Here is a 21,129-nt window from a genome sequence, read left to right on the forward strand (position 1 = left end):
TCGGCGGCCCTTGTCGTCCCACCGGTGGGCAAAGTCAAATGCTTGCCCGGGGTCTGTCCAAGATGAGCAAAGGTCTGCGGCGCGATTGTCGCAGGGGCGGGGGTCAACGCCGCTTGTTGGTCGGCGTGAGGAAATGCACTGGGTGCCAGTCGTAAAGGCTGACTTTGCTGGCATAGATTTTGGCGTGCTGATGTGTCAGCCCCAGTTGTTCAAATGCGGCAAGCGACGCCGTCTGGTCCCCTTCCCCTGCGAGGATCAATGTCCCGTCTGACCCGATCAAACGCACAGCTTCCTTGATCAACAAGGCGTCATCACGAGGGTCAGCGCCCAACGCGTCGTTCAGCAAGACAACATCAAGCCGTCCATCAGCAAGGTCGGTCCGTCCCTTACTGCGCAAATCCGCCAAGAGCGTCTCAGCTGGGTGAATGCGGCCCTGAAATTGATGCGCCCAGAAGTCTTCCAGCGCGGCGGGCACATTGACCCCCAGGCCCAGCAACCGACGGTACAACAGCATCGATTCCGAAAGCGCCCTGTGAAGGCTACGACCCCGGCGTGTGGCACCGCAATGCGGACAACATGCCTGTGCGTCCGGATCTTCAAATTGAGTTGAGGATTCCGAACAAGCGGTACAGTGATGCACCTGTCCCGCTGCAATAGCGTCAAGCCGTGCGAGGTCTTCCAGTCGGGGAGGATGCAGGGCGCCCATGGTTTCGTCGATCCGGTGGAACAGCCCCGGACGTGTTTTGTTGTAAAGCGCGATGACCCCCGGCACTTCGCCCAACGTCCAGCCTTCGCTTTCAACGTAATAAGAGAATTCCACATCCGTCGCATTGTGCGGTACCGCGTCCGAGAAACCCCCGATCTGATCGATCATGGCGCGGCGCATCACAAAGAACCCGCCCTGCACATGCGCAAACAGGCGGTCCGGGTTGGAGTGAGCAAAGTCTCTGTTACGGAACTTGTCAAAAAGCGGCTGCGCAACCGGATAATCGCGTCCGTAAAGATAACTGGGTGAATAGCACAACGTGCCCGCCAGCCCGACCTCGGGGTTCGCGTTCATGTAGCTGACAAAGGGCTTTTCCCACCCATGGCGGACTGTCATGCCCTCTTTGCCGCAGACATAGATCGCATAGGGAGCCGCGCCATTTTCAAGGCAAATGTTCGTGCCCGGCCCGACCATCGCATTGTCGCGGTTCAAAACCAGCGTGATATTGTCATGCGTGGCCTGCAGGCGCAGCAGAAAGACCAGCGTTTCAGGGTCGCTCCCATTGTCACAGATCACAAGGTGGAACGGCAGAGAGGTGTATTTGTAAAGCCGCCGGGTGACTTCGGTGATCTCTGGCAGATTGTTCCAACTCACAATCAACAGATCTACACGTTCGCGCGTCCAGACCCGCAAGAGGTTGTCCACAAGCGTTGGCCCGTGATGATTGCGCCGCAAACGTGCCTCAGCGCTTTGCATCAGCGCGACAATCCTGTCATCGGGCCAATCGTAAAACGCCCGGATGCGCGCCGCGATGGCATGCGGCGTGGCATCGCTGACCAGCCCGGTAATGCCGTCCGTTACAAGATCCGGAATACCCGCAATGTCGGTTGTCAGCACAGGAAGCCCGGCCGCTATTGCCTCCATCAGAGTGGTCGGGATGCCGTCCATATCGCCGTCTGATGCCCGCACACTGGGGCAGGCAAAAAGATCACTGTCACGAAACACCGCCATCAGAGCCTCGCGGCCCTTGACTGGCCCATGCAGATGCACGTTATCCAGCGCAAGATCAGCAATCAGCGTGCGATATTCTTCCTCACATTCGCCATAGCCGTAGATATTGATGTCGATATCAAGACCATCCAGCAGCTTTCCAGCGCGGATCAACTGATCAAGGCCCTTTTTCTCTGCAAAACGGGAAACAGCACAAACACTGCGCCGTTTGCGCGCAGCTCGGTCCGGCACCTTGCCATCGACAAAGAGATCAGGATCGACACAGTTCGAATTGATCAGGATCTTGTCTTCAGGCACGCCGTGTTCAACCAGAAAATCGAAATGAAACTGCGACAGGGTGACGACCTTTTCGCACAGTTCCGACCGTGAGAATTCATCGATCCGATTCATGGATGCGTTTTTGTAGCGAAAGATGTCCTGTGCGTGGGCGATACAAGTGAAGGGGATCTCGGCCTCTTCACAGGCCGGCCAGACCATATCGGTGACCGTTGGGTACACAAAATGTGCATGCACCATCGTGCAGCCTGTCTCTTGCAACCGCTGGGCCAAGTGAGAAGGGTCGCGCACGCGCTCCCACTCGATGTCGAAATCCGGGGCAAAGTCGGGATAGGGGGACTGACGGCAGAACACCCGCACATCAATGCCGGCATTGCGCAGGATTCGCAGTTCGTTCAACACGAAGGTTTCCGAGGGTACAGGGAAGTGCCAGCAGAAATAGGCCAACTTGAGGTTTTCGCGCGCCATGGGGGCCATGTCAGAGCGGGCGGCCAAAGTTAGCTTTTGCGGCTGCGCATCCGGGACAGTCAACGTTTCATAGGCCGTCCGCATCTGACGCGCATAAGTCTTGGGGCCAAAGCGGCGCGCCATATCGGCCTTGGCGGTCTCGCCGATACGACGCAACAGTGCCCGGTTATCCGCGAGGCGCCGGACATGGGCTGCCACCGCAGCCGTATCGCCAAGCGGTACGATGAAGCCTGTTTTGCCCTCATCCACAAATTCGGGCGGTGCGCCATAGTCATAGACGATTGTGGGACGGCCCGCGGCCATGCCCTCTAGCACCGTGCGGCCAAAGCTTTCCTGAAAGTTCGACAGGCTGAGAATGACATCGGTTTCCGCGACCGCGAGGGCAGGGGTGTCACGATAGCCCGACATGATCAGCGTGCGCGGCAGGGTGCCAGATTCGACTCGCGCCATCAGGGCATCTGTGTGTTCGGTGGTCGGACCGATCAGCAGGAAATGCACATTGTGGTGGGTTTCGGAGACCTCCAAGGCAATGCGGGCAAAATCCTCGATGCCCTTCTTTGGCAGGTTGGAACTGATCAGCCCGACGCGAAGGACACCGCTCGGGGCCGGGGCTTCCAGTTGTCGCAGTTCGTCAAAGTCAGCGGTATTGTAAACCAGCGACGGCGTCCGCCCAGGACCGGTAAAGTCCTGTAATGTCGCCTGCGAATTGGCAATCACGTGGTCCGCGTTGTCCCAGATCCAATCGACGATGTCCTCTGCACTTTCGCCAATCATGTTAAGCAGCGCGTCGTCGTGCCGGATCAGTTCGCGAACGTGGATGACACTTTTCGCGCCCATCCGGCGCGCAGCAAGGACCGGTTCGCGCAGCACGATGGTGTTGGAATGCACAATGCCGACCGCTTCGCGCTGAATGATCTGGGCGAAATCCGCAACTGTCTGATCGCTGATCGGATCCCCCTGGCGCCACCACCCATAGCGGAACACGTAGGTCGCAACGGATTTGCGGCGCAGCGTCTCGAAATACGCGGGGTTGCCGTGCCCCGGCACCGTTACGATCACATTGTAATCCAGTGCGGTCAGCCCCTCGAGCATGTCGATAAAACTGCGCTCGCCGCCAAAAAGCGCGTGACCGGCAACGTGACCGCACAGCATGACAGTTGGCCTGCCGGGCTGGTGTGGCGTATCGCCCGCAACCCGTTTGAGGCCGGCGCGCGCCATTTCTTCATCTACTGAAGACGTGGGCGCGCTTAGCCCGACCACCTTTCGGCCCTCGGCCTTGCCGTACTTGAGGTAGTGCAGCACCGGGTTGCAGCTGTCGCGGTGCAAATCGGTGTGGATACGCAGGTACCCTTCGGCATCGAACTGCGGCCCGGGGCTGCGCAACAGCCTGCCGCCCAACCAAAGAAAATGGTCCAGCGGGTCCATGCCAAGCATGCCCACGTCCGGGTATTGCTGAACATACCACTTTGCATCAAAAAGACCGGAGGCCTCGACAAGCGCTTTGTCAGACAACGGGTTGCTCATGTCATTCATGTCACGCAGCCTCAATGGCAGATCCAGCGTCATTTTGGGGTAACTCAGCGCCGGTGGTCGCCCATGATTTAGGCGATTGCCACGCCGCCGTCCATGCAGCCCTTCGAAAAGATGGTGTTCTGTACCGAACACCGCCGATTCAACCATTTGGTGTGATCAAAAAGCAAGCAAAACTGCACAACCATAGGGGTATCGGCAAAAATAAGCCTTCTTGAACAGCACTGCATGCTCACGTAACTGTGCCTGAAAGCGAAACCCCGATCCGGAACAGGCGAGATGAACCAGCAAAGCGGTCAAGATGCTGCGGTCCATGAGGGCAAAGACGGCTATCTGTTCCTCCAAGGCGGTGCGCACGGCGTGTTCTCCTATTTCACCGGACAGACCAATCCACCGGAAGACGCCCCGCGACATCTGGCTGATAACCTCAAGGCCCGGAAAGCCCATTGCGATGACACTGGCCGGCTGTTCCGCATGGTGGTGTTTCCCGAAAAATGCGTCGCCTTGCGTGACAAAATCACTGCCGAGGGGCAATTCACCTCTCTTTACGAACGGTACTACCAGGACGCTCTCGCGGGAACGGCGGGGGCGGATATCCTGCATTATCCGATTGCCACCCTTGACCAGCGCACCGACGTCTTCAGCAAAACCGATACCCACTATGGTATCCGGGGGGATCTGGCCGTCACGCAGGCGATCACCAAAGACATCTTTCCCGACCTGCAGGATGAGTTCGCCGCACGCACCTATTCGCAGATTGAAATGCAGGAAGATTTCTCTGGCGATCTGGGGCGCAAGTTCACGCCGCCCGTAACCGAGCCGCGCGAGCGGCTCAGAGGCGCTGTCATGCGCAAGAGGATCGGCTCCAACGGGATGAAGGGAGGCAACAACGGGATTCTGATCCTGCTGGAATCGCCAGACGCCCTGACGGACAAGACGCTGCTGATCTTTGGTGATTCGTTTTTCCGCCAGCTTTTGCACCATCTGTGCTTTTTCTACCGTCGGGTTATCTTCTGCCGAACCCGCTTTTTTCACTATGAAATGGTCGACGCCTTTCAACCTGACCATATCTTTTGCGGCGTCGCAGAGCGGTATCTTTCGGATGTGCTTCCCGACGACGAGCGCCCGCATTTTCTTGCCTATCCGCTGGTTCTGGGGCGCGCTATCGAACCGGATCCGCTATTTCCCGCGCTCTGGCAGAAATTCGTCGCACCGGGCAGCCTGACGCACGCGCCGCAATCCGATGCCGTGCCTCAGGTCATTCCTGCGCCAGAGCTGCCTGAACCTACAAACAAGGGACCAAATCACATGAACCTCAATGCGCTCGACGTGATCAAGACCATTGACGACAAGGATGGCATGTCGAAGGGCATGATCGATTATTATTTCGTGACCGGCCGAAGCGCGATGGTCGCGATGAAAAAGACGCTACAGGTTGCCGGAAGAACCCCCGAATCCATCACCCGCGTGTTGGACTATGCCTGCGGTTATGGGCGCGTCCTGCGTTGGCTTTTGGCGGCATTTCCGCAATCCAAGGTCATTGGTGTCGATGTCGATGCCAGAGCTGTCGCTTCGGCACAGCGCATCCTGAGCGCCGATACGCGGGTTCTGGACACCGCGTTGACCGAACCGCTTGATGCGCCGTTTGATCTGATATGGGTCGGATCGTTGTTCACCCATTTGAACGAAGCCGAAGCGCTGCGTGTACTGCGCTATCTGCGTGACCATCTGCTGCCTGGCGGGATGGCTGTGATCACAACGCACGGCGACCTTGTCGAAGGTCGTCTGCGCACCCGTGAACGCAATTACAGCCTGTCCGAAAAGAACATCGCCAGACTGATCGATAGCTATGACGAAACCGACTATGGCTTTGCCCCTTATGACGGTCACGAAAGCTACGGCATCTCATTGGCCAATGAGGCCAAGATGACCGAACTGATCGAAAAAGTAGGCATGAAGGTCATTCACTTCGAAGCCGCAGGTTGGGTCCTGCATCAGGACGTGTTCGGGATCCAGCGGCCAGAGTAGGGCCGCCCGGCAAGCACCTTAGCCGCGGGGCGACGCTGCGTCTTTCACCCAGTCCCAGGTCGCGCGGATGCCGGCGGGCAAGGGTTTCCGCGGTTCCCAGTCAAACGCCTCTCGCGCGCGGGTGGTGTCCAGCACCACGCGCGGCACGTCACAGGCGCGCCCGGGTGTGTAGGTCGGCATGTAGGGCACCCCGTCCTGATCGACCACGCGGCGGATCGTGCCCACAATATCGTTTATCGAGACGCCAACGCCCGATCCGGCGTTGTAGACCCCTGCCCTGGGCCGGGTCAGGGTCCTGACGCAGAGGTCCGCCAGATCTTCGACATAGATGAAATCGCGCACCACGTTGCCATCCCCCCAGATTTCAACGTCCTCGCCCTCGACGGTGCGCCACAGGTGGGTGACGATAATCCCTTGAATCCCGTCGTGACCCTGTCGCGGACCGTAGTCATTCGAAGGCCGCAGAACCGTGGCTCAAACCCATGCAGATGATGCTCCATGTGCAGATAGTTCTCGATGGCCGCCTTGACGATGCCATAGGAACTGATCGGGGCGACCGGGTGGTTTTCGGTCACCGGATCGGTCTGCGGGATACCGTAAACCGTTCCAACAGAACTAAGATAGACGAACCGGCGCACCTCAGCAGCGCGCATCATTTCAAGCAGACGCACCGTGGCGATCAGGTTGCCCTTTATGTCGGCAACGGGATCGACATTCGAGGTGGACGGCACGGTCGCGCTTGCCAGATGGATCACCGCATCCATGCCGCTGATCGCCTCGAAAAGCTGCGCGGTATCGGCCATTTCGAAGGTCCTGTAGTCAACCTATGGCAGGGGCGCGCGAAAGGCTTCGGCGCGGCGATCGTACACTCTCAGGCTGGCACCGGCGCGCAGCAGGCTATCCGCCACATGGAATCCGATGAAGCCGCAACCGCCGATCAGCAGCACTTTCATGATGTGTCCTCAAGCAGGTGAACTGGCTTTGCTCTACAATGCCAGCGGCAGAACCGCAAAAGGCAAATGGCGGGGCGCGCTCTCTGGACCGCGCGACAAAGGCTTGTTATCCCTCGTCCGCCCGCAAAGATGTGATCGTACCCGATGACCCAGTCCAACAGCCAGATGACGAGTGGCAGCGCCGCTGATTCCGCGCAACTGGAGCAGCGGTTCCGTGAAATCGCGCGGCTGACCCACGCCCTCGTGCTCAAGGAAGACGAGATCGAGGCCCTTCGCCGACACGTTGCAACATTGAAATGCAACCTGGCAGACGCCGAAGCGGCCAGCGCGCTGTCCAGGGCAGAGCTTTCGGAGATGAGACACAGCACCTCGTGGCGTATCAGCGCCCCGGTGCGGGCAGTGGGCCGGATCTTTGGCCGCTGATGGGCGACCCCTGACTGCGCCAGGTCAGCCGATGGCCCCGGTGGGACGGCCTGATCTTGGTGATTTGTCTCTGATCGAGGCCTCTTCCTATTTCGACGCGGAATGGTACGCGGCGCAACACGGTGATCCCGCACGCAGCGGTTTGAGCGCTGCGGAACATTATCTCTGGTTTGGTGCCGCAATGGGACGCGACCCGTCTCCATGGTTTTCAGGCACACATTACCTTGGTGAGAACCCCGAAGTGTGGCAAGCAGGGATGAACCCGCTGATCCATTTTCTGCGCCACGGTCTCTTCGAAGGACGCAATCCGCGCGCTGACGGGCCGCGCCTGCCTGCGCCCTTGGGCTTGCCCGACCATCCCGTGCTCGGCCCTGCGCCCTGGGCCGATGTCGAACGCAAGTCGCGCCTGCGTGCCGCGCTGGTACGAGACGGGCTGCCGGATGCCCCTTGGCGGCCCACTCTTGAGCTTGCTGACACGCTGCTTGAAGGTGCAGCAGACCTGCCGGTGACGGTGATCCTGCCAGCATATAGGGCCGCATGTGTGGACGCGCTGGAAAGCGTCATGTCTCAAAGCTTGCGCGCCGCTGAAGTACTGTTGGTTTATTCAGATAACGTCATCGAACACCTCACAGAGATCCGACGCACCCATGGTGATGCAATCATCGCTGGTCAATTGCGCCTGATCCCGTCCTTGGGGGACGGGACGGCAGCCGCGTGCAATACCGGCCTGCTGACTGCACGGGGCGATCTTGTGGCCTATCTGGACAGCAACAGCATCTGGCAGCCACATCACCTCAAGCTGCTGGCCGCCTGGTTTGCAGAGTGTGACGATCTGATGATCGGCCATACCGCCTGGCAGGAGAAGTCCAAGGACAGGATCAGTACACTGGGGACAAACCCCATGCGCCGCGCGGCGCTGCTGAGCAGCCCTGCGGCACTTGACCTTTCCGCAGTCATGCACCGACGCGCCGTCACAGATCAGCTTGGCGGTCCGGACGAAACTCTGGGGCAGGGTGCCTTGTGGGACATGCTGCTGCGATTCACCGCCCTTTACACACCCGGTCATCTCCCTGTCCGCAGCGTCGCCACGACGCTTGACCCTACCACAGCGATGTCCGGCACGATGCGGGCGAAAATCGCCGCACGCCATCGGCGCGCCCGATTTCGCCATGGCATCGAGGCCCCGCGCATTGCCTACGTCCTTTGGGACTGGCCCGCCCTGAGCCAGAGTTTCGTAATGGCCGAACTGATATGGCTGACGCAGCGCGGCTTTGACGTCGAGGTGTTCTACAAGATCGCCCCCGACCGCGCCGCCGAAGTGCCTGTAAACATCGCACAGCATCAGGTCGACACACCCGAGGAACTCGCCCGGCTCTTGCGCGCGCGCGACCGCACGCTTGTACATTGCCATTTCGCCTATCCCGCGCTGACGCGGCTTTGCTGGCCCGCCTGCCAGATGGCGCAACTGCCCTTCACTTTTTTCGCCCACGCCGTCGATATCTTTTTACACGACAACATCGCCCGGAACCGCATCGATGAGATCATGTCGGACCCGTTATGCCTCAAGGGGTTCGTGCACGGCGATCACCACCGACGCCACTTGCAGCAACAAGGCATCCCGGTCGAGAAACTGGCCTACGCCTTTCAGGCCGTCGACCTCTCCCCCTTCTTTTCCATCCCGGACCGACATTCCCCCGGCACGCCCCGCCGCGGAGTATTTATCGGCCGTTTCGTCGACAAAAAGGGCATCGCCGTTCTGATTGAGGCCGCAGCCCTGCTGCGCGACACAGACGTGCATTTCGACCTCTACGGCTACGGCCCTCTGTGGCACCCGCTGATGGACCGCGCCGTCGAACTGGGCGCGACCAATATCACCTTCCATGGGTCCCTCGATGGCCGCGATGCGGTGCGCGATGCGCTTTCGGAGGCAGATTTTGTCATCTCGCCCTCGATCGTGGCCGACCATGGCGACACCGAGGGCTTTCCCACGATCATACTGGAAGCCATGGCCGCCCGCCGCGCGGTGATCACTACTGCCGTTTCGGCGATCCCAGACTTTTTGAACGACGGGCAACAGGCTTTTATCGCCCGGCCCGGAGACGCGTCCGATCTGGCTGCAAAGGTGCGCGCGCTGGTGTCCCTGGGCAAGGATGCGCACGACACAATGCGGCGAAACGCCTGTGCATTTCTGGACCGCAACATCGGCGTCGACCGGACAATGCAGGCCTATTGCGACCAATGGTTCGAGGCCCAGGTCGAAATTATCTTGGTGACCTACAGCCAGCCCGAAAACGACACGCAGGAAGAAACCCTCGAGATCATCCGGCGCATTCGCGCGCATACCACCACGCCTTATCGGCTGACGGTGATAGACAATGGCTCTGACAAGCCGTTTCGCGACAGGTTGCGGGCGTTGGCGCGCAATGTGCCGCAGATGCAATTGCATCTGCTGGCAAAGAACCGTTTTGTCGGGCCCGCTACAAACCTGGCACTGGGCGGATCGGACGCTGAATACGCCATATATATATGCGCGCGCGAGGGGTTCGTCGCCCATCACGGATGGGAACGCCCCTTGATCAATCACATGCGCCGTCACCCCAGGGCAGCCCTTGGCGGTCATTTGAGCCATCTGCCGCCGCATACGCTGGGCAAGGAACTAGCGCAGTTGCCCCGTTTCGCGGATTTCCGTAATTCTGACTTTGCGGCCAAAAATCCTAAAAGACCCTTCCGACACGTCCAGGGCGGCCTGTTCATCCTGCGCCGGGACGCGGCAGGGCCGGGCAAGGCATTCTCGACCGACCTGCCCCAGGATTACACCGATGTCGAATTCAGCTATTATCTGGAAAGCACGGGGGCCACGCTGACCGCCATCCCCGAGATTGCCGCCCTGACGGTCAAGACCAACCCGGGCCTGGGTGCCGTGCTGGATGACACCACCGTAGCGGCACATCCGCTCTCACTCGAAAGCGTGCACGCGCTCGACCGCATGCAACTGGCCGGCGTGACGCGATGCAATCTGTGCCAAAGCTGGGATCGCATTTCGCCGCACGGCCAGTGTCGTAGTTGCGAAAGCACCGGCATGGACCGCAAGCTGTGGCAGATCCTGGCGCACGACTGGCGTGCGCACCGGGGCGGCAGCGCCCTGCTGGTGGACGTGGTCGGCAGCCTCAGCACAGCGCTTGGTGCACAAATGTTCGGCGTCACCATGACCACATGGGCCGATCTTCCTGCACAGGGCGCATTCGCTCTGATCTGCGCCGGAACATCCCCAACGCCACGAGATGCCGCACATTTGCGCGAAATGCTTGCGCCAGGCGGTCTGATGATCTGGCCGGAATCCGCAGAGACGCGTCCTGCGACGCTGGTAGGCCTTGATCCTGCACTGCGCGGCGGCATGTCTCAGCGTTTGTCGCGTGTTCTCATGACCGACCCGGTGCGACTTTCATGGATTACGCGCGATCTGTGATCGTCCCAGAAAAATAACATAATCTACCTTATGCCCTAAAAGGTGTAGCCGCGCGCGCGCTACCTCCAACTGCAATTCTGTTAGAAAACAACATGTTATCTAACAAGAGGAATCGGTATGGGAGCCGTTTATAGTCAACTGAGTATCACAGAGCGACGCAAGATAGAACGCTGGAGACACGCAAAGGTCCCTGTTGATGAGATGGCCCGTGTCTTGAAGCGCTGTCGCTCGACGATTTTTCGTGAGCTGAAGCGCAATCATTTCCGCGATGAAAGCATGCCTAAATGTGATGGCTATTTCGGTGCTGCCGCCCAGTTGATGACGGCAGATCGCCGCGCGCGGCAGCGTAAGCTGATCAAGCACCCGGAACTCGTTAAACGCGTGGCCGAACGGCTCAAGAACGGTTGGACACCTGAACAGATCAGCAACAGGATGATCCATGAAAGAGCTGTGCCCGGAGTCTGTCAGGAAACCATTTATCGATACATCTATTCCAAGGAAGGTCAGCTTGATGATCTGTGGTGGTACTTGCCCACCCACTGTGTTGTCCGTAGGCCGAGACGAACCAGACGCCGTAGAGAGCCCAAATTCCATCGCGATGTCAGCCTCCTATTCCGCCCTGATGATGTCGCGCACCGTCGCCAGTTCGGTCACTGGGAGGCCGGTTTGATGCTGTTCAAACAAAAGCTTGGGCAGACCAATGTGACCTCAATGGTCGAACGTATCAGCAGATTCACAGTGATCCTGTAGAACCCAAACAAACGGACCAAGCCGGTCATGGGTAAGATCATGGAAGCCATCCGTGACCTCCTCCTAACTGCGCGCAAGTCAATCACCTTTGACCGTGGGACAGAGTTCGTCAGCTGGCCGCACCTCCAGGCCGAGATCGGCACGCAAACTTGGTTCTGTGACCCATCCTCACCTTGGCAAAAAGGCACAGTCGAAAACACAAACCGCAGGCTTAGAAGATGGCTGCCCCGTAAGCGCGACATCCGGCGATGCACAGATCACGATATGAAGGTGATCTGCGATCGCCTCAACAACACACCGAGCAAATGCCTCGGATGGAAGACACCGGCAGAAGTGTTCCGCGAAAAGATGATGGAGGAATTGCGGTGAGACCCCTACTCTGAGGCTAACAAGAGTCGCGCTTCAAGTATCGCTCACAAAGGTTCACATCCTCAGAAATCGCAGCCAAAGGGCATTACTCCGGGCCCTCACGATCAGCCCTCTGGCGTGTTCTTCTTGATCTGCGCGATCATCTCCATATCGACGGCATAGACGTCTTCAAACTCAGGCCGCAGCGCCTCGAAACTGGACTTGCTGTATTTTGCGATCTGGTTGGCGGGTACATCGCTTAGGTCTTCTGTGCTTTCGGCACCGGTATTTGATGAATTCAACGGTTTGCGAAAGTACCCGGCAACCGAGGGCAATTCCGCCTTCATGACCTTGGAGATTTCCTTCATCTCGACCACGATGGAATATTCCCCGTCCATCAAGTGGGCTTTTTGCGGCCAAGTGTGCGGGTCAAGCTTGGAAAAAGGGTTCCTGGTATAGGACAGGTAATCCCGGAAAGTCGCGGACGCGGCATCCTTGCCTGTCAGGGCCTCGAAGCTGCGAAAAATATCCACATTCCCTGATCCATCAATGAACTTGTTGGTAAAGGCCGAAATCGCCCGGTCGACGGGATCGCGATAGACAAGCAGCGCCTGATCCCAGTCCCGAAATCCGACCGGCGTGCGAAATTTCCTGATTTTCTCAAGCGATCGGGGCGCTTTGGCTCCCACACGGTCCATCATCAACATTTTGAACGATGTGCAGGCATTCTTGCGGATGTAGGTATAGAGGAACGCCTTTCCCTCTTCGTTTGGCAACAGGTAATGCATGTTGCGTCTGCGGAATTCCGTCGCTCCAAAGACCGGGCGGTAACTTGGATAGGATTTTAGCATCGCCTCTGCCTTATGGTATCGATCCGGACGCAGCATTGGTCCTTTCGAACGATCTGTGTCTGCGTTTTGCGCGTTTAATAGCACCTGACCGGTGTCTTCAACAGTCAATGGTCAGAATGTTGCCGGACCCGACCGTTCGAAAGCCATTCCCACCGGCCCGCAAAGTCGTAAGATGCCCGTACACTTGATCCGGGGGGAAGACAGTGTCGAACGAGATGAACGGCGCGGATGCCTTTGTGCGCATGCTGGAGGCCCACAAGGTCAGGCACATCTTTGGTCTGTGTGGCGACACCAGCCTGCCGCTCTATGATTCGCTGCGCGGGCTTGAGCACGAGATCACCCATGTTCTGACCCGCGATGAACGGTCTGCCGCCTACATGGCCGACGCCTATGCGCGCGTGACCGGACGGCCGGGCGTCTGCGAGGGGCCCTCGGGTGGGGGCGCGACCTATATTCTCCCGGGGCTGATCGAGGCATCGGAATCCTCTTATGCGGTGCTGGGGATCACGACGGATATTTCTGTAGGAACCTATGGAAAATACCCCCTGACCGAGGTCGACCAAGAGGCGCTGATGGCACCTGTGACCAAGTGGAATACCGTGATCAAGCAGTCGGCACACATTCCGCGCATGGTCCGCGCGGCATTTCGGGCGATGACCACCGGGCGCTCCGGTGCGGCGCATCTTGGTCTGCCCTATGACATTCAGTACGACCCGGTAGATCCCGATGATATCTGGGCCGATCCGGCGCATACCACCTATCCTGCTTATCCTGCGGCCCCTGCCCCCGGCGCGGCAGAAGCGGCGGTCGATGCGATCCTGACGGCCAAATCTCCTTTGATTGTCTGCGGCGGCGGTGTGGTCATTGCCGGCGCGTGGGACGAGCTGGACCGCTTGGCAACCCGGCTTGATATTCCTGTCGCCACGTCCATTTCGGGCCAGGGCGCGCTGGCCGAAAATCACCCCAACGCGGTCGGCGTCGTCGGCTCTAATGGCGGCACGGGTCAGACGTGGGAGGCGATGGAAAACGCAGATCTGGTGATCTTCATGGGCTGTCGGGCGGGCTCTACCACCACGGCGCGGTGGGAGGCACCAAAGCCCGGCAGCCGCATCGTGCATTTTGACAGCGATCCGATGGTGATTGGCGCGAATTACCCCGCAGAAGTCGGCGTGGTGGCGGATCTGCGGTTGGCGCTGGCGGCGGTCAACGCGGTACTTGACGCGCGCGATCAGGGCCATGACACATTTGGCGGGGCAGCGGCGGCGGCAGATATCAAACGCCGCAAGTTCGAGGCCTTTCACAAGCTGGCGGAAAGTGATGCCGCGCCCATCCTGCCAGAACGGGTGATCGCGACGCTCCAGCGCGTGTTACCCGAGGATGCCACCATCCTCAGCGATCCCGGTACCAGTTGCCCCTATTTCTCGGCCTTTTACGAACTGCCGAAACCGGGGCGGTACTTTATCACAAACCGCGCGCACGGGGCTTTGGGCTATGCCATGTCGGCGGCACTTGGCGCGTGGTACGGGCGGCCGGGCAGCAAGGTCGTGGCGATGATGGGCGACGGATCATTCGGGTTCACCGTAGGCGAGCTTGAAACGATCTGTCGCGCGCGTGCAAACATCACCTATGTGGTCTTTTCCAACGCCTCATTCGGCTGGATCAAGGCGAGCCAGAAAGACGACAAGGGCGCGCGCTATCACAACGTCGACTTTGGGCGCGTCGATCAGGCCGCCGTTGCGGCAGCCTACGGTGTGAAATCGTGGAAGGTCGAGGACCCCGCCGCGCTGGAGGGCGTGCTGCGCGAGGCCATTGCCCACGACGGCCCCACGCTGGTTGATGTGATCACTCAACCGCTTGAGCAGGCCGCAGCCCCGGTGCGGCGTTGGATGGGCTGATGCAGCAGATCACCCATATGCACGTCTGGCACATCCAGTTGCCGGTGAATGCGCGACGCGATCACGGCATCGGGTCTGTGGAACACAGCGTTGATCTGGTGATCCTGCGGCTGCGCGCCGAAGATGGTACCGAAGGCTGGGGCGAGGCATCGAGCTGGTCGGTGTTTACCGGCTCTGCCGAGGCGAGTTTTGCCGCCATTGACCGCTATATCCGGCCCCATGTCGTTGGCCGGCCCTTAGCGGACCGTGCCGCGATACTGGCGGACGCCCGGTACGCGGTGGCCCATTGCACCGAAGCCAAGGCCGCGTTGGAAACCGCCCTGCTGGACTTGCAGGGGCGCATCAGCGGATTGCCCGTCTGGGCGCTGTTGGGCGGGCGCTGCCGATCGACGATCCCGCTAAGTTGTTCCATCGCCGATCCGGACTTTGACAAGGATCTGGCGCTGATGGCGCGCCTTCGGGACGACGGCGTGCGGATCATCAAGCTCAAGACAGGGTTCAAGGATCATGCCTTTGACATTCTGCGGCTGGAACGCCTGCGCGCAGATTTTCCTGAGTTTGATATTCGCGTTGACTATAACCAGGGTCTGCATCCTGACACTGCGCTGTCTCAGGTCCGCGATGTGGCAGGCTTTGCCCCAACCTTCATCGAACAACCCGTCAAGGCGCATCTATTCGACCTTATGGCGCGGATCAGGGACGATATCAACGTGCCCCTGCTGGCCGATGAAAGCGTCTTTGGCCCCGAAGACATGGGTCGCGCAATTCAAGAGCGCATCGCAGACGGCGTATCGATCAAGGTCATGAAGGCGGGCGGGCTGACCCGTGCTCAGACCGTCGCGCGCATGGCTGGTGCGGCGGGGCTGACGGCCTATGGCGGCGACATGTTCGAGGCGGGTCTGGCGCATCTGGCCGGAACCCACATGATCGCCGCAACCCCCGAAATCACGCTGGGCTGCGAATTCTATCAAGCCAGCTATTTCCTCGTGCAGGACATTTTGGCAGATCCCTTCCCGGTCAAGGACGGGGAGGTCATCGTGCCAGACGGCCCGGGCCTTGGCATTTCGCCCGATCCCGATAAGGTCGCGCATTATGCCATTCAAAGGTCCGGCACATGAGCAAGAACATCGTCATCATCGGCGCAGGCATCGTCGGCGTCTCGACCGGCATCTGGCTGCGGCGGCTAGGGGCCGAGGTGACCATTCTGGACCGCGGCGCGCCGGGTCAGGGAACATCTTATGGCAATGCCGGCGTGCTTGCTGCCTGCGCAATGGTGCCTGTCACCATACCCGGATTGGTGGCCAAGTCGCCCAAACTGGTGATGAATCCGGACTTTCCGCTGTTCCTGCGCTGGTCCTATCTGCCGCGCCTTGCACCGTGGCTGGTCAGGTATCTGGCCAACGCAAATGACCGCGACACGCGCCGCATTGCAAAGGGGCTGACCCCCATCACCAGCGACACGGTGGAACAGCACAAGGCGCTGACCGCAGGCACAGATGCCGCACGCTGGGTCACCGACTGCGATTACCATTTCGCCTACAAGGACCGCGCCGCGTTCGAGGCCGACAGCTATACCTGGAAGTTGCGGCGCAAGGCGGGCTTTGCGCCTGAGATCACAGAGGGCGACGCCGTCAAAGATCGCGAACCCAACCTTTCCGGCGTGAACCTTCTGGCCACGATGAAAGCACATGGCACGATTCGCAATCCGGGGGGCTATGTCGCGCATCTGGCCGAGGTGTTTCAGGGCATGGGCGGCACTCTGCGCCAGACCGAAGTCAAAGATTTCGAAAGGACCGGCGGACAGGTCACAGCCGTCCGGACAAAAGACGGACCAGTGCCCTGCGATCAGGTGGTGATCGCCACGGGTGTCTGGTCCAAACCGCTGATGGAAAAGATGGGCATCAAAGTGCCCCTGGAAACAGAGCGCGGCTATCACATTCTTTTCGAGGGCGCGACCAACGGCGCCCTTTCCCCGACGATGGTCGCGGCAGGAAAATTCGTGGCAACGCCAATGGACGCGGGCCTGCGCTGTGCTGGCGTCGTGGAATTCGGCGGGTTGGACGCGGGGCCAAGCAAAGGACCGCTCAAGCTGTTGCGCCGGCAGGTCAAGGCCGCCTACCCTGACCTGAAATACGCCGGTACGGAAAAATGGCTGGGCCACCGTCCTGCCCCGTCCGACAGCCTTCCGCTGATCGGCGAAGTGGGGCAAACGGGCGTTTTCACCGCCTTCGGACACCATCACATCGGCCTGACCGGCGGCCCGAAAACCGGCCGATTGCTGGCCAACATGATCATGGGTGCGCCGCCAAACATTGACATGTCGACATATTCGCCCAATCGTTTCGCGACCTAAGGTCAATCAAGAGCCCCGAACGGGCCGCACATTCAACAAGGAGATCACCAATGACGAAAACATTCACAGCCCTCGCGCTGGCAACGGCGATTGTCGCCGCCCCTGCCCTGGCCGAAGACTGGGATATGCCGATGGCCTATTCCGCCACCAACTTCCACTCTGAGAACGGCGCGAAGTTCGCGGAATGCGTGGGCGCGGGCACCAATGGCGAGATCAACATCACCGTGCACCCCTCAGGCTCGCTTTTCAAAGGTGCCGACATCAAGCGCGCGATCCAGACCGGGCAAGTCCCGATTGGTGAACGCCTGCTGTCCGGCCACCAGAACGAAAACGCGGTCTTTGGCTTTGACAGCGTGCCGTTCCTTGCCACCTCTTTCGAGGACAGCGGCAAATTGATGGCCGCGGCCAAGCCCAAGCTCGAAGAGGTACTGGCCGATCAGAACCTGACACTGCTCTATTCCGTGCCATGGCCGCCTCAGGGCCTCTACTTCAACAAGGAAGTGAACTCTGTCGCCGATATGGAAGGCATCAAGTTCCGGTCCTACAACAACGCCACATCGCGGCTGGCGGAACTGACAGGCATGTTGCCGGTGACCATCGAAGCGGCCGAGATTTCGCAGGCTTTCGCGACGGGTGTGGCAGAATCTATGATCTCGTCCGGTGCAACGGGCTATGACCGCAAAGTCTGGGAATCGCTCAGCCACTTCTACGAGGTTGACGCCTGGCTGCCCTACAACCACGTGATGGTAAACTCCGAAGTTTGGGCCGGGGTCTCTGACGCCAACAAGGCCGCGATCACGGCGTGCGCAGAAACAGCCGCCGCCGATGGGCTGGAGGCTTCCAAGGCCTATACCCAGTTCACGCTGGACGGCCTCAAGGAAGGCGGCATGACCGTCGGGCGTGCGGGTGATCAGCTGGTCAGCGAACTGCAAGAGATCGGCGAGACAATGACAGCAGAATGGCTGGAAGCGGCTGGTGACGATGGCACGGCCATCGTGGATGCCTACAAAGCCAACTGATGAAAAAGGGGCAGGGCCGCAGACGGCCCTGCCCGATTTCCCATGACATTTGACGCCTTCCACTCTGCCGAACGCCAGGGATGGCACGACCGCGCGGGCCGCTATGACGGCGCGACCGCCCTTGCGACGTTGCAGATTGTGCCTGCACTGCTGGATGCGCTGCACCTGCGGCCCGGTATGCGGCTGATCGATCTGGCCTGTGGGCCGGGCTATGTGGCCGGGGCCGCCGCCGCGTTGCTGATCAACGCGGAAGGAATAGATTTTGCCCCCGCCATGATCGAGACCGCGCAAAAGCGGTTTCCCGATCTGGCTTTCCGGATCGGGGATATCCTTGATATGCCCCACGACACCGCCAGCTTTGACGCGGCGGCCTGCAATATGGGTCTGTTTCATGTGATCGACCCGGCCAAAGCCATGTCCGAAGCCGCGCGCGTGCTGCGCCCCGGTGGCCGGTTTGCGTTCAGCCAATGGACCGCGCCATCGGATTCCGCGCTCTATGCCGGGCTTTTCGAGGTGATGAAGGCCGAAGCAGACATGGCATTGGCAGATCCCGCCCCGGATGCCTATGCGCTGTCAGACCCAGAAACCGTCGCGGCGATGATGACAACGGCGGGATTTACCGACATCTCGACCCGGCGGCTTGAAACCGTGCTGATCGCGCCGACTGTCGATTTCTTTGATTTTTTCATGTCCTTTGGCGTGCGTGTGCCGCTGATCGTCGGGGCGCAAGCCCCGGACGTGCAGGACATCATCCGTGACCGGATGAACGCCGCAATGGCCCCTTATGAAACTGACACAGGATACGAAGTGCCCATGCCCAGCCTGCTCTTTGCGGGGACACGACAATGACCGTGGTCCGCCGTCTGCTCGATGCACTCTATACGCTGGCCGCCGTGCTGGCCGCCCTGTGCCTTATCATCATCCTGGCGCTCATCGTGATCCAGATGCTGGCCCGCTGGACAGGTGAAGTGTTCCCCGGCGCGCCTGACTATGCAGGCTATGCCATGGCCGCAGCATCCTTCCTCGCCTTTGCCTCGGCGCTCAACAAGGGCAGTCACATCCGGGTGTCGATCCTGCTGAATGTCGTCGGCGAACGGATGCGGTTCTTTCTGGAAGTCTGGTGCTTCTCCATCGCCACGGCGGCGGCGTGGTACGTCAGCTGGTACATCTGGCGCATGGTTGGGTTTGCCATAAAATTCAATGACGTAAGCCAAGGTCAGGACGCCACGCCGATGTGGATGGTCTATACCCCGGTGCTGGTCGGCGCGATCATTCTGGCCATCGCGCTGACCGACAACCTGATCACCCTTCTTGTCACCGGCAAACACCGCATCGTGCGCGATGTCACCGACGCCCACGCGGAGTAGAGCCATGCAAGAAGCCTATGTCATCGCCCTTTTCCTTTTCATCCTCTTTCTGCTTTTGGGTACCGGCGTCTGGGTTGGCCTTGCGCTGATCGGCGTGGCCTATGTCGGAATGGAGCTTTTTGCCTCTGGTCCCACAGGCGACCGGATGGCCACAACCATCTGGAGCGCGTCCAGCAGCTGGACCCTGACCGCCCTGCCCCTGTTCATCTGGATGGGCGAGATATTATTTCGAACCCGATTATCCCAGGACATGTTCCGCGGGCTGGCCCCGTGGATGGCGCGCCTGCCCGGCGGGCTGGTGCATACCAATATCGTGGGCTGTACGGTCTTTGCCGCCGTGTCGGGATCATCCGCCGCGACGCTGACGACGGTAGGCAAAATGTCGATCCCCGAGTTGCGCGCGCGCCAGTACCCCGAAAAAATGGTCATCGGCACACTGGCAGGTGCGGCCACGCTGGGCCTGATGATCCCGCCCTCGCTGACGTTGATCGTCTACGGTGTCACGATCAACGAAAGCATCATCAAGCTGTTCTTTGCGGGCGTCGTCCCGGGCCTCGTGCTGGCGGGCATGTTCATGGCCTATGTGGCGATCTATTCCTTCGTGGGTCGCGACTGGAAACCCGACGTCGAAACCGGCATGTCTTTCGCCGACAAGATGAAGAATTCGCGCTTCCTGATCCCTGTTATGTGCCTGATTGCAGCCGTCATCGGATCGATGTTCGCAGGCATTGCCACCGCAACCGAAGCGGCCGCCATCGGCGTCATCGGCGCGCTGGTGCTGGCTGCGCTGCAGGGCTCGCTTAACTGGTCAACCTTCACCGAAAGCCTGATGGGGGCCACCCGCACCTCTGCCATGATCGCGCTGATCCTTGCCGGTGCGGCCTTTCTGTCGCTTGCGATGGGGTTCACCGGCCTGCCCCGCGCGCTGGCCGATGGCATCGCCGCCCTTGATCTCAGCCGGTTCCAGTTGCTGATGGTGCTACTGGTCTTTTACATCATCCTGGGCTGTTTCCTCGACGGTATCTCGTCGGTGGTCCTGACGATGGCCGTGGTAGAACCGATGGTGCGCGAAGCCGGGATCGACATGATCTGGTTCGGCATCTTCATCGTCGTCGTCGTTGAAATGGCGCAGATCACACCGCCCATCGGGTTTAACCTGTTCGTGCTGCAAGGCATGACCGATCACGAGATGTCGTTCATCGCGCGCGCCGCGATCCCGATGTTCCTGATCATGGTGCTGATGGTCTTTGTGTTGATCTGGTTCCCGGAACTGGCCACCTGGCTTCCCGATAACGTGCGACAAGCGCCGGGCTAGACCGTCTGTCGCTGCAGCGCATCCGCAAGCTTTTGTGTCAGTTGCGCAAGCGAAAAAGGCTTGTCCAGAAAGTGATATTCGTCCCGCGCCAGACTGATCGCAGCGCTGCTGTTCCCTGATGCAAAAACAACACAGGTCCCTTTTTCTACGAGCATTTCACCCAGCTCCAGACTTGTCTGACCGCGATCCACATTGATGTCGAGCAGCGCCAGATCAAAGGTGGTTTCCGCAACCAGATCTTCTGCGCGCTGCAACCGCGATACTGCTTCGACCGAAGAAAATCCAAGTTCTTCAAGGTGTTCACTTGTATCAAGCGCCACAAGTGGTTCATCTTCCAGATACAGGATTTTCAATCCCTCAAACATGCGGC

At 59.7% G+C, this 21,129-nt stretch carries 13 protein-coding genes and 2 pseudogenes; 11 read left to right on the forward strand and 4 right to left on the reverse strand.

The window, feature by feature from the left end; all coding sequences use genetic code 11:
* Positions 1–103: 103 nt before the first annotated feature.
* Entirely contained in the window at positions 104–4,141 is a 4,038-nt protein-coding gene (locus tag H9Q16_RS19990) for a glycosyltransferase (RefSeq protein ID WP_191077252.1), read from the reverse strand.
* A gap of 129 nt (positions 4,142–4,270) precedes the next feature.
* Here H9Q16_RS19990 and H9Q16_RS19995 point away from each other — a divergent pair, with 129 nt between their 5' ends.
* Positions 4,271–6,019 carry a methyltransferase domain-containing protein gene (locus tag H9Q16_RS19995; protein ID WP_191077253.1) on the forward strand — a complete coding sequence of 583 codons (1,749 nt, stop codon included), beginning with the start codon at positions 4,271–4,273 and terminating at the stop codon, positions 6,017–6,019.
* A gap of 18 nt (positions 6,020–6,037) precedes the next feature.
* Here the strand turns inward: H9Q16_RS19995 and H9Q16_RS20940 are convergent.
* A pseudogene (locus H9Q16_RS20940) lies at positions 6,038–6,972 on the reverse strand (NAD-dependent epimerase/dehydratase family protein).
* 144 nt (positions 6,973–7,116) lie between these two features.
* On the opposite strand from H9Q16_RS20940, the gene H9Q16_RS20005 reads away from it, so the two are divergent.
* The 3 genes and pseudogenes from H9Q16_RS20005 (at position 7,117) to H9Q16_RS20015 (ending at position 11,980) form a co-directional block, all read left to right on the forward strand.
* The gene (locus H9Q16_RS20005; RefSeq protein ID WP_191077254.1) at positions 7,117–7,395 is read left to right on the forward strand and encodes a hypothetical protein; all 279 of its coding nucleotides are present in this window, start codon (positions 7,117–7,119) and stop codon (positions 7,393–7,395) included.
* Between the two features lie 31 nt (positions 7,396–7,426).
* On the forward strand, positions 7,427–10,861 hold the full coding sequence (locus tag H9Q16_RS20010) for a glycosyltransferase (protein ID WP_191077255.1): 3,435 nt from the start codon (positions 7,427–7,429) through the stop codon (positions 10,859–10,861).
* 117 nt (positions 10,862–10,978) lie between these two features.
* Positions 10,979–11,980: pseudogene (locus H9Q16_RS20015) on the forward strand (IS30 family transposase).
* A 104-nt stretch (positions 11,981–12,084) separates the two neighbouring features.
* Here H9Q16_RS20015 and H9Q16_RS20020 read toward each other — a convergent pair.
* On the reverse strand, positions 12,085–12,846 hold the full coding sequence (locus tag H9Q16_RS20020) for a sulfotransferase family 2 domain-containing protein (protein WP_191077256.1): 762 nt from the start codon (positions 12,844–12,846) through the stop codon (positions 12,085–12,087).
* A 167-nt stretch (positions 12,847–13,013) separates the two neighbouring features.
* Between H9Q16_RS20020 and H9Q16_RS20025 the strand changes: the two genes are divergently transcribed.
* Genes H9Q16_RS20025 through H9Q16_RS20055 form a run of 7 tightly spaced genes read left to right on the forward strand, consistent with a single transcriptional unit; the run spans position 13,014 to position 20,759 of the window.
* Positions 13,014–14,705, forward strand: a complete 1,692-nt coding sequence (locus H9Q16_RS20025) for a thiamine pyrophosphate-dependent enzyme (protein WP_191077257.1) — start codon at positions 13,014–13,016, stop codon at positions 14,703–14,705.
* Positions 14,705–15,823 carry an enolase C-terminal domain-like protein gene (locus H9Q16_RS20030; RefSeq protein WP_191077258.1) on the forward strand — a complete coding sequence of 373 codons (1,119 nt, stop codon included), beginning with the start codon at positions 14,705–14,707 and terminating at the stop codon, positions 15,821–15,823. Before H9Q16_RS20025 ends, H9Q16_RS20030 begins: the two co-directional genes overlap by 1 nt.
* Entirely contained in the window at positions 15,820–17,058 is a 1,239-nt protein-coding gene (locus tag H9Q16_RS20035) for an NAD(P)/FAD-dependent oxidoreductase (RefSeq protein ID WP_191077259.1), read from the forward strand. The genes H9Q16_RS20030 and H9Q16_RS20035 overlap by 4 nt, the downstream gene beginning before the upstream one ends.
* 50 nt (positions 17,059–17,108) lie before the next feature.
* Complete coding sequence (locus H9Q16_RS20040; protein ID WP_191077260.1) at positions 17,109–18,077, forward strand: TRAP transporter substrate-binding protein; 969 nt, start codon at positions 17,109–17,111, stop codon at positions 18,075–18,077.
* 42 nt (positions 18,078–18,119) lie between these two features.
* Entirely contained in the window at positions 18,120–18,926 is an 807-nt protein-coding gene (locus H9Q16_RS20045) for a class I SAM-dependent methyltransferase (RefSeq protein ID WP_191077261.1), read from the forward strand.
* Complete coding sequence (locus tag H9Q16_RS20050) at positions 18,923–19,444, forward strand: TRAP transporter small permease (RefSeq protein ID WP_191077262.1); 522 nt, start codon at positions 18,923–18,925, stop codon at positions 19,442–19,444. The genes H9Q16_RS20045 and H9Q16_RS20050 overlap by 4 nt, the downstream gene beginning before the upstream one ends.
* 4 nt (positions 19,445–19,448) lie before the next feature.
* Positions 19,449–20,759 carry a TRAP transporter large permease gene (locus H9Q16_RS20055; RefSeq protein WP_191077263.1) on the forward strand — a complete coding sequence of 437 codons (1,311 nt, stop codon included), beginning with the start codon at positions 19,449–19,451 and terminating at the stop codon, positions 20,757–20,759.
* On the opposite strand, the gene H9Q16_RS20060 is transcribed toward H9Q16_RS20055, so the two are convergent.
* Positions 20,756–21,124: a response regulator gene (locus H9Q16_RS20060; protein WP_191077264.1), complete on the reverse strand. Its 369-nt coding sequence runs from the start codon at positions 21,122–21,124 to the stop codon at positions 20,756–20,758. The two genes, H9Q16_RS20055 and H9Q16_RS20060, sit on opposite strands and share 4 nt — an antisense overlap.
* Between the last annotated feature and the right edge of the window lie 5 nt (positions 21,125–21,129).

The organism is Sulfitobacter aestuariivivens (assembly GCF_014763045.1).
Lineage (GTDB): Bacteria > Pseudomonadota > Alphaproteobacteria > Rhodobacterales > Rhodobacteraceae > Sulfitobacter > Sulfitobacter aestuariivivens.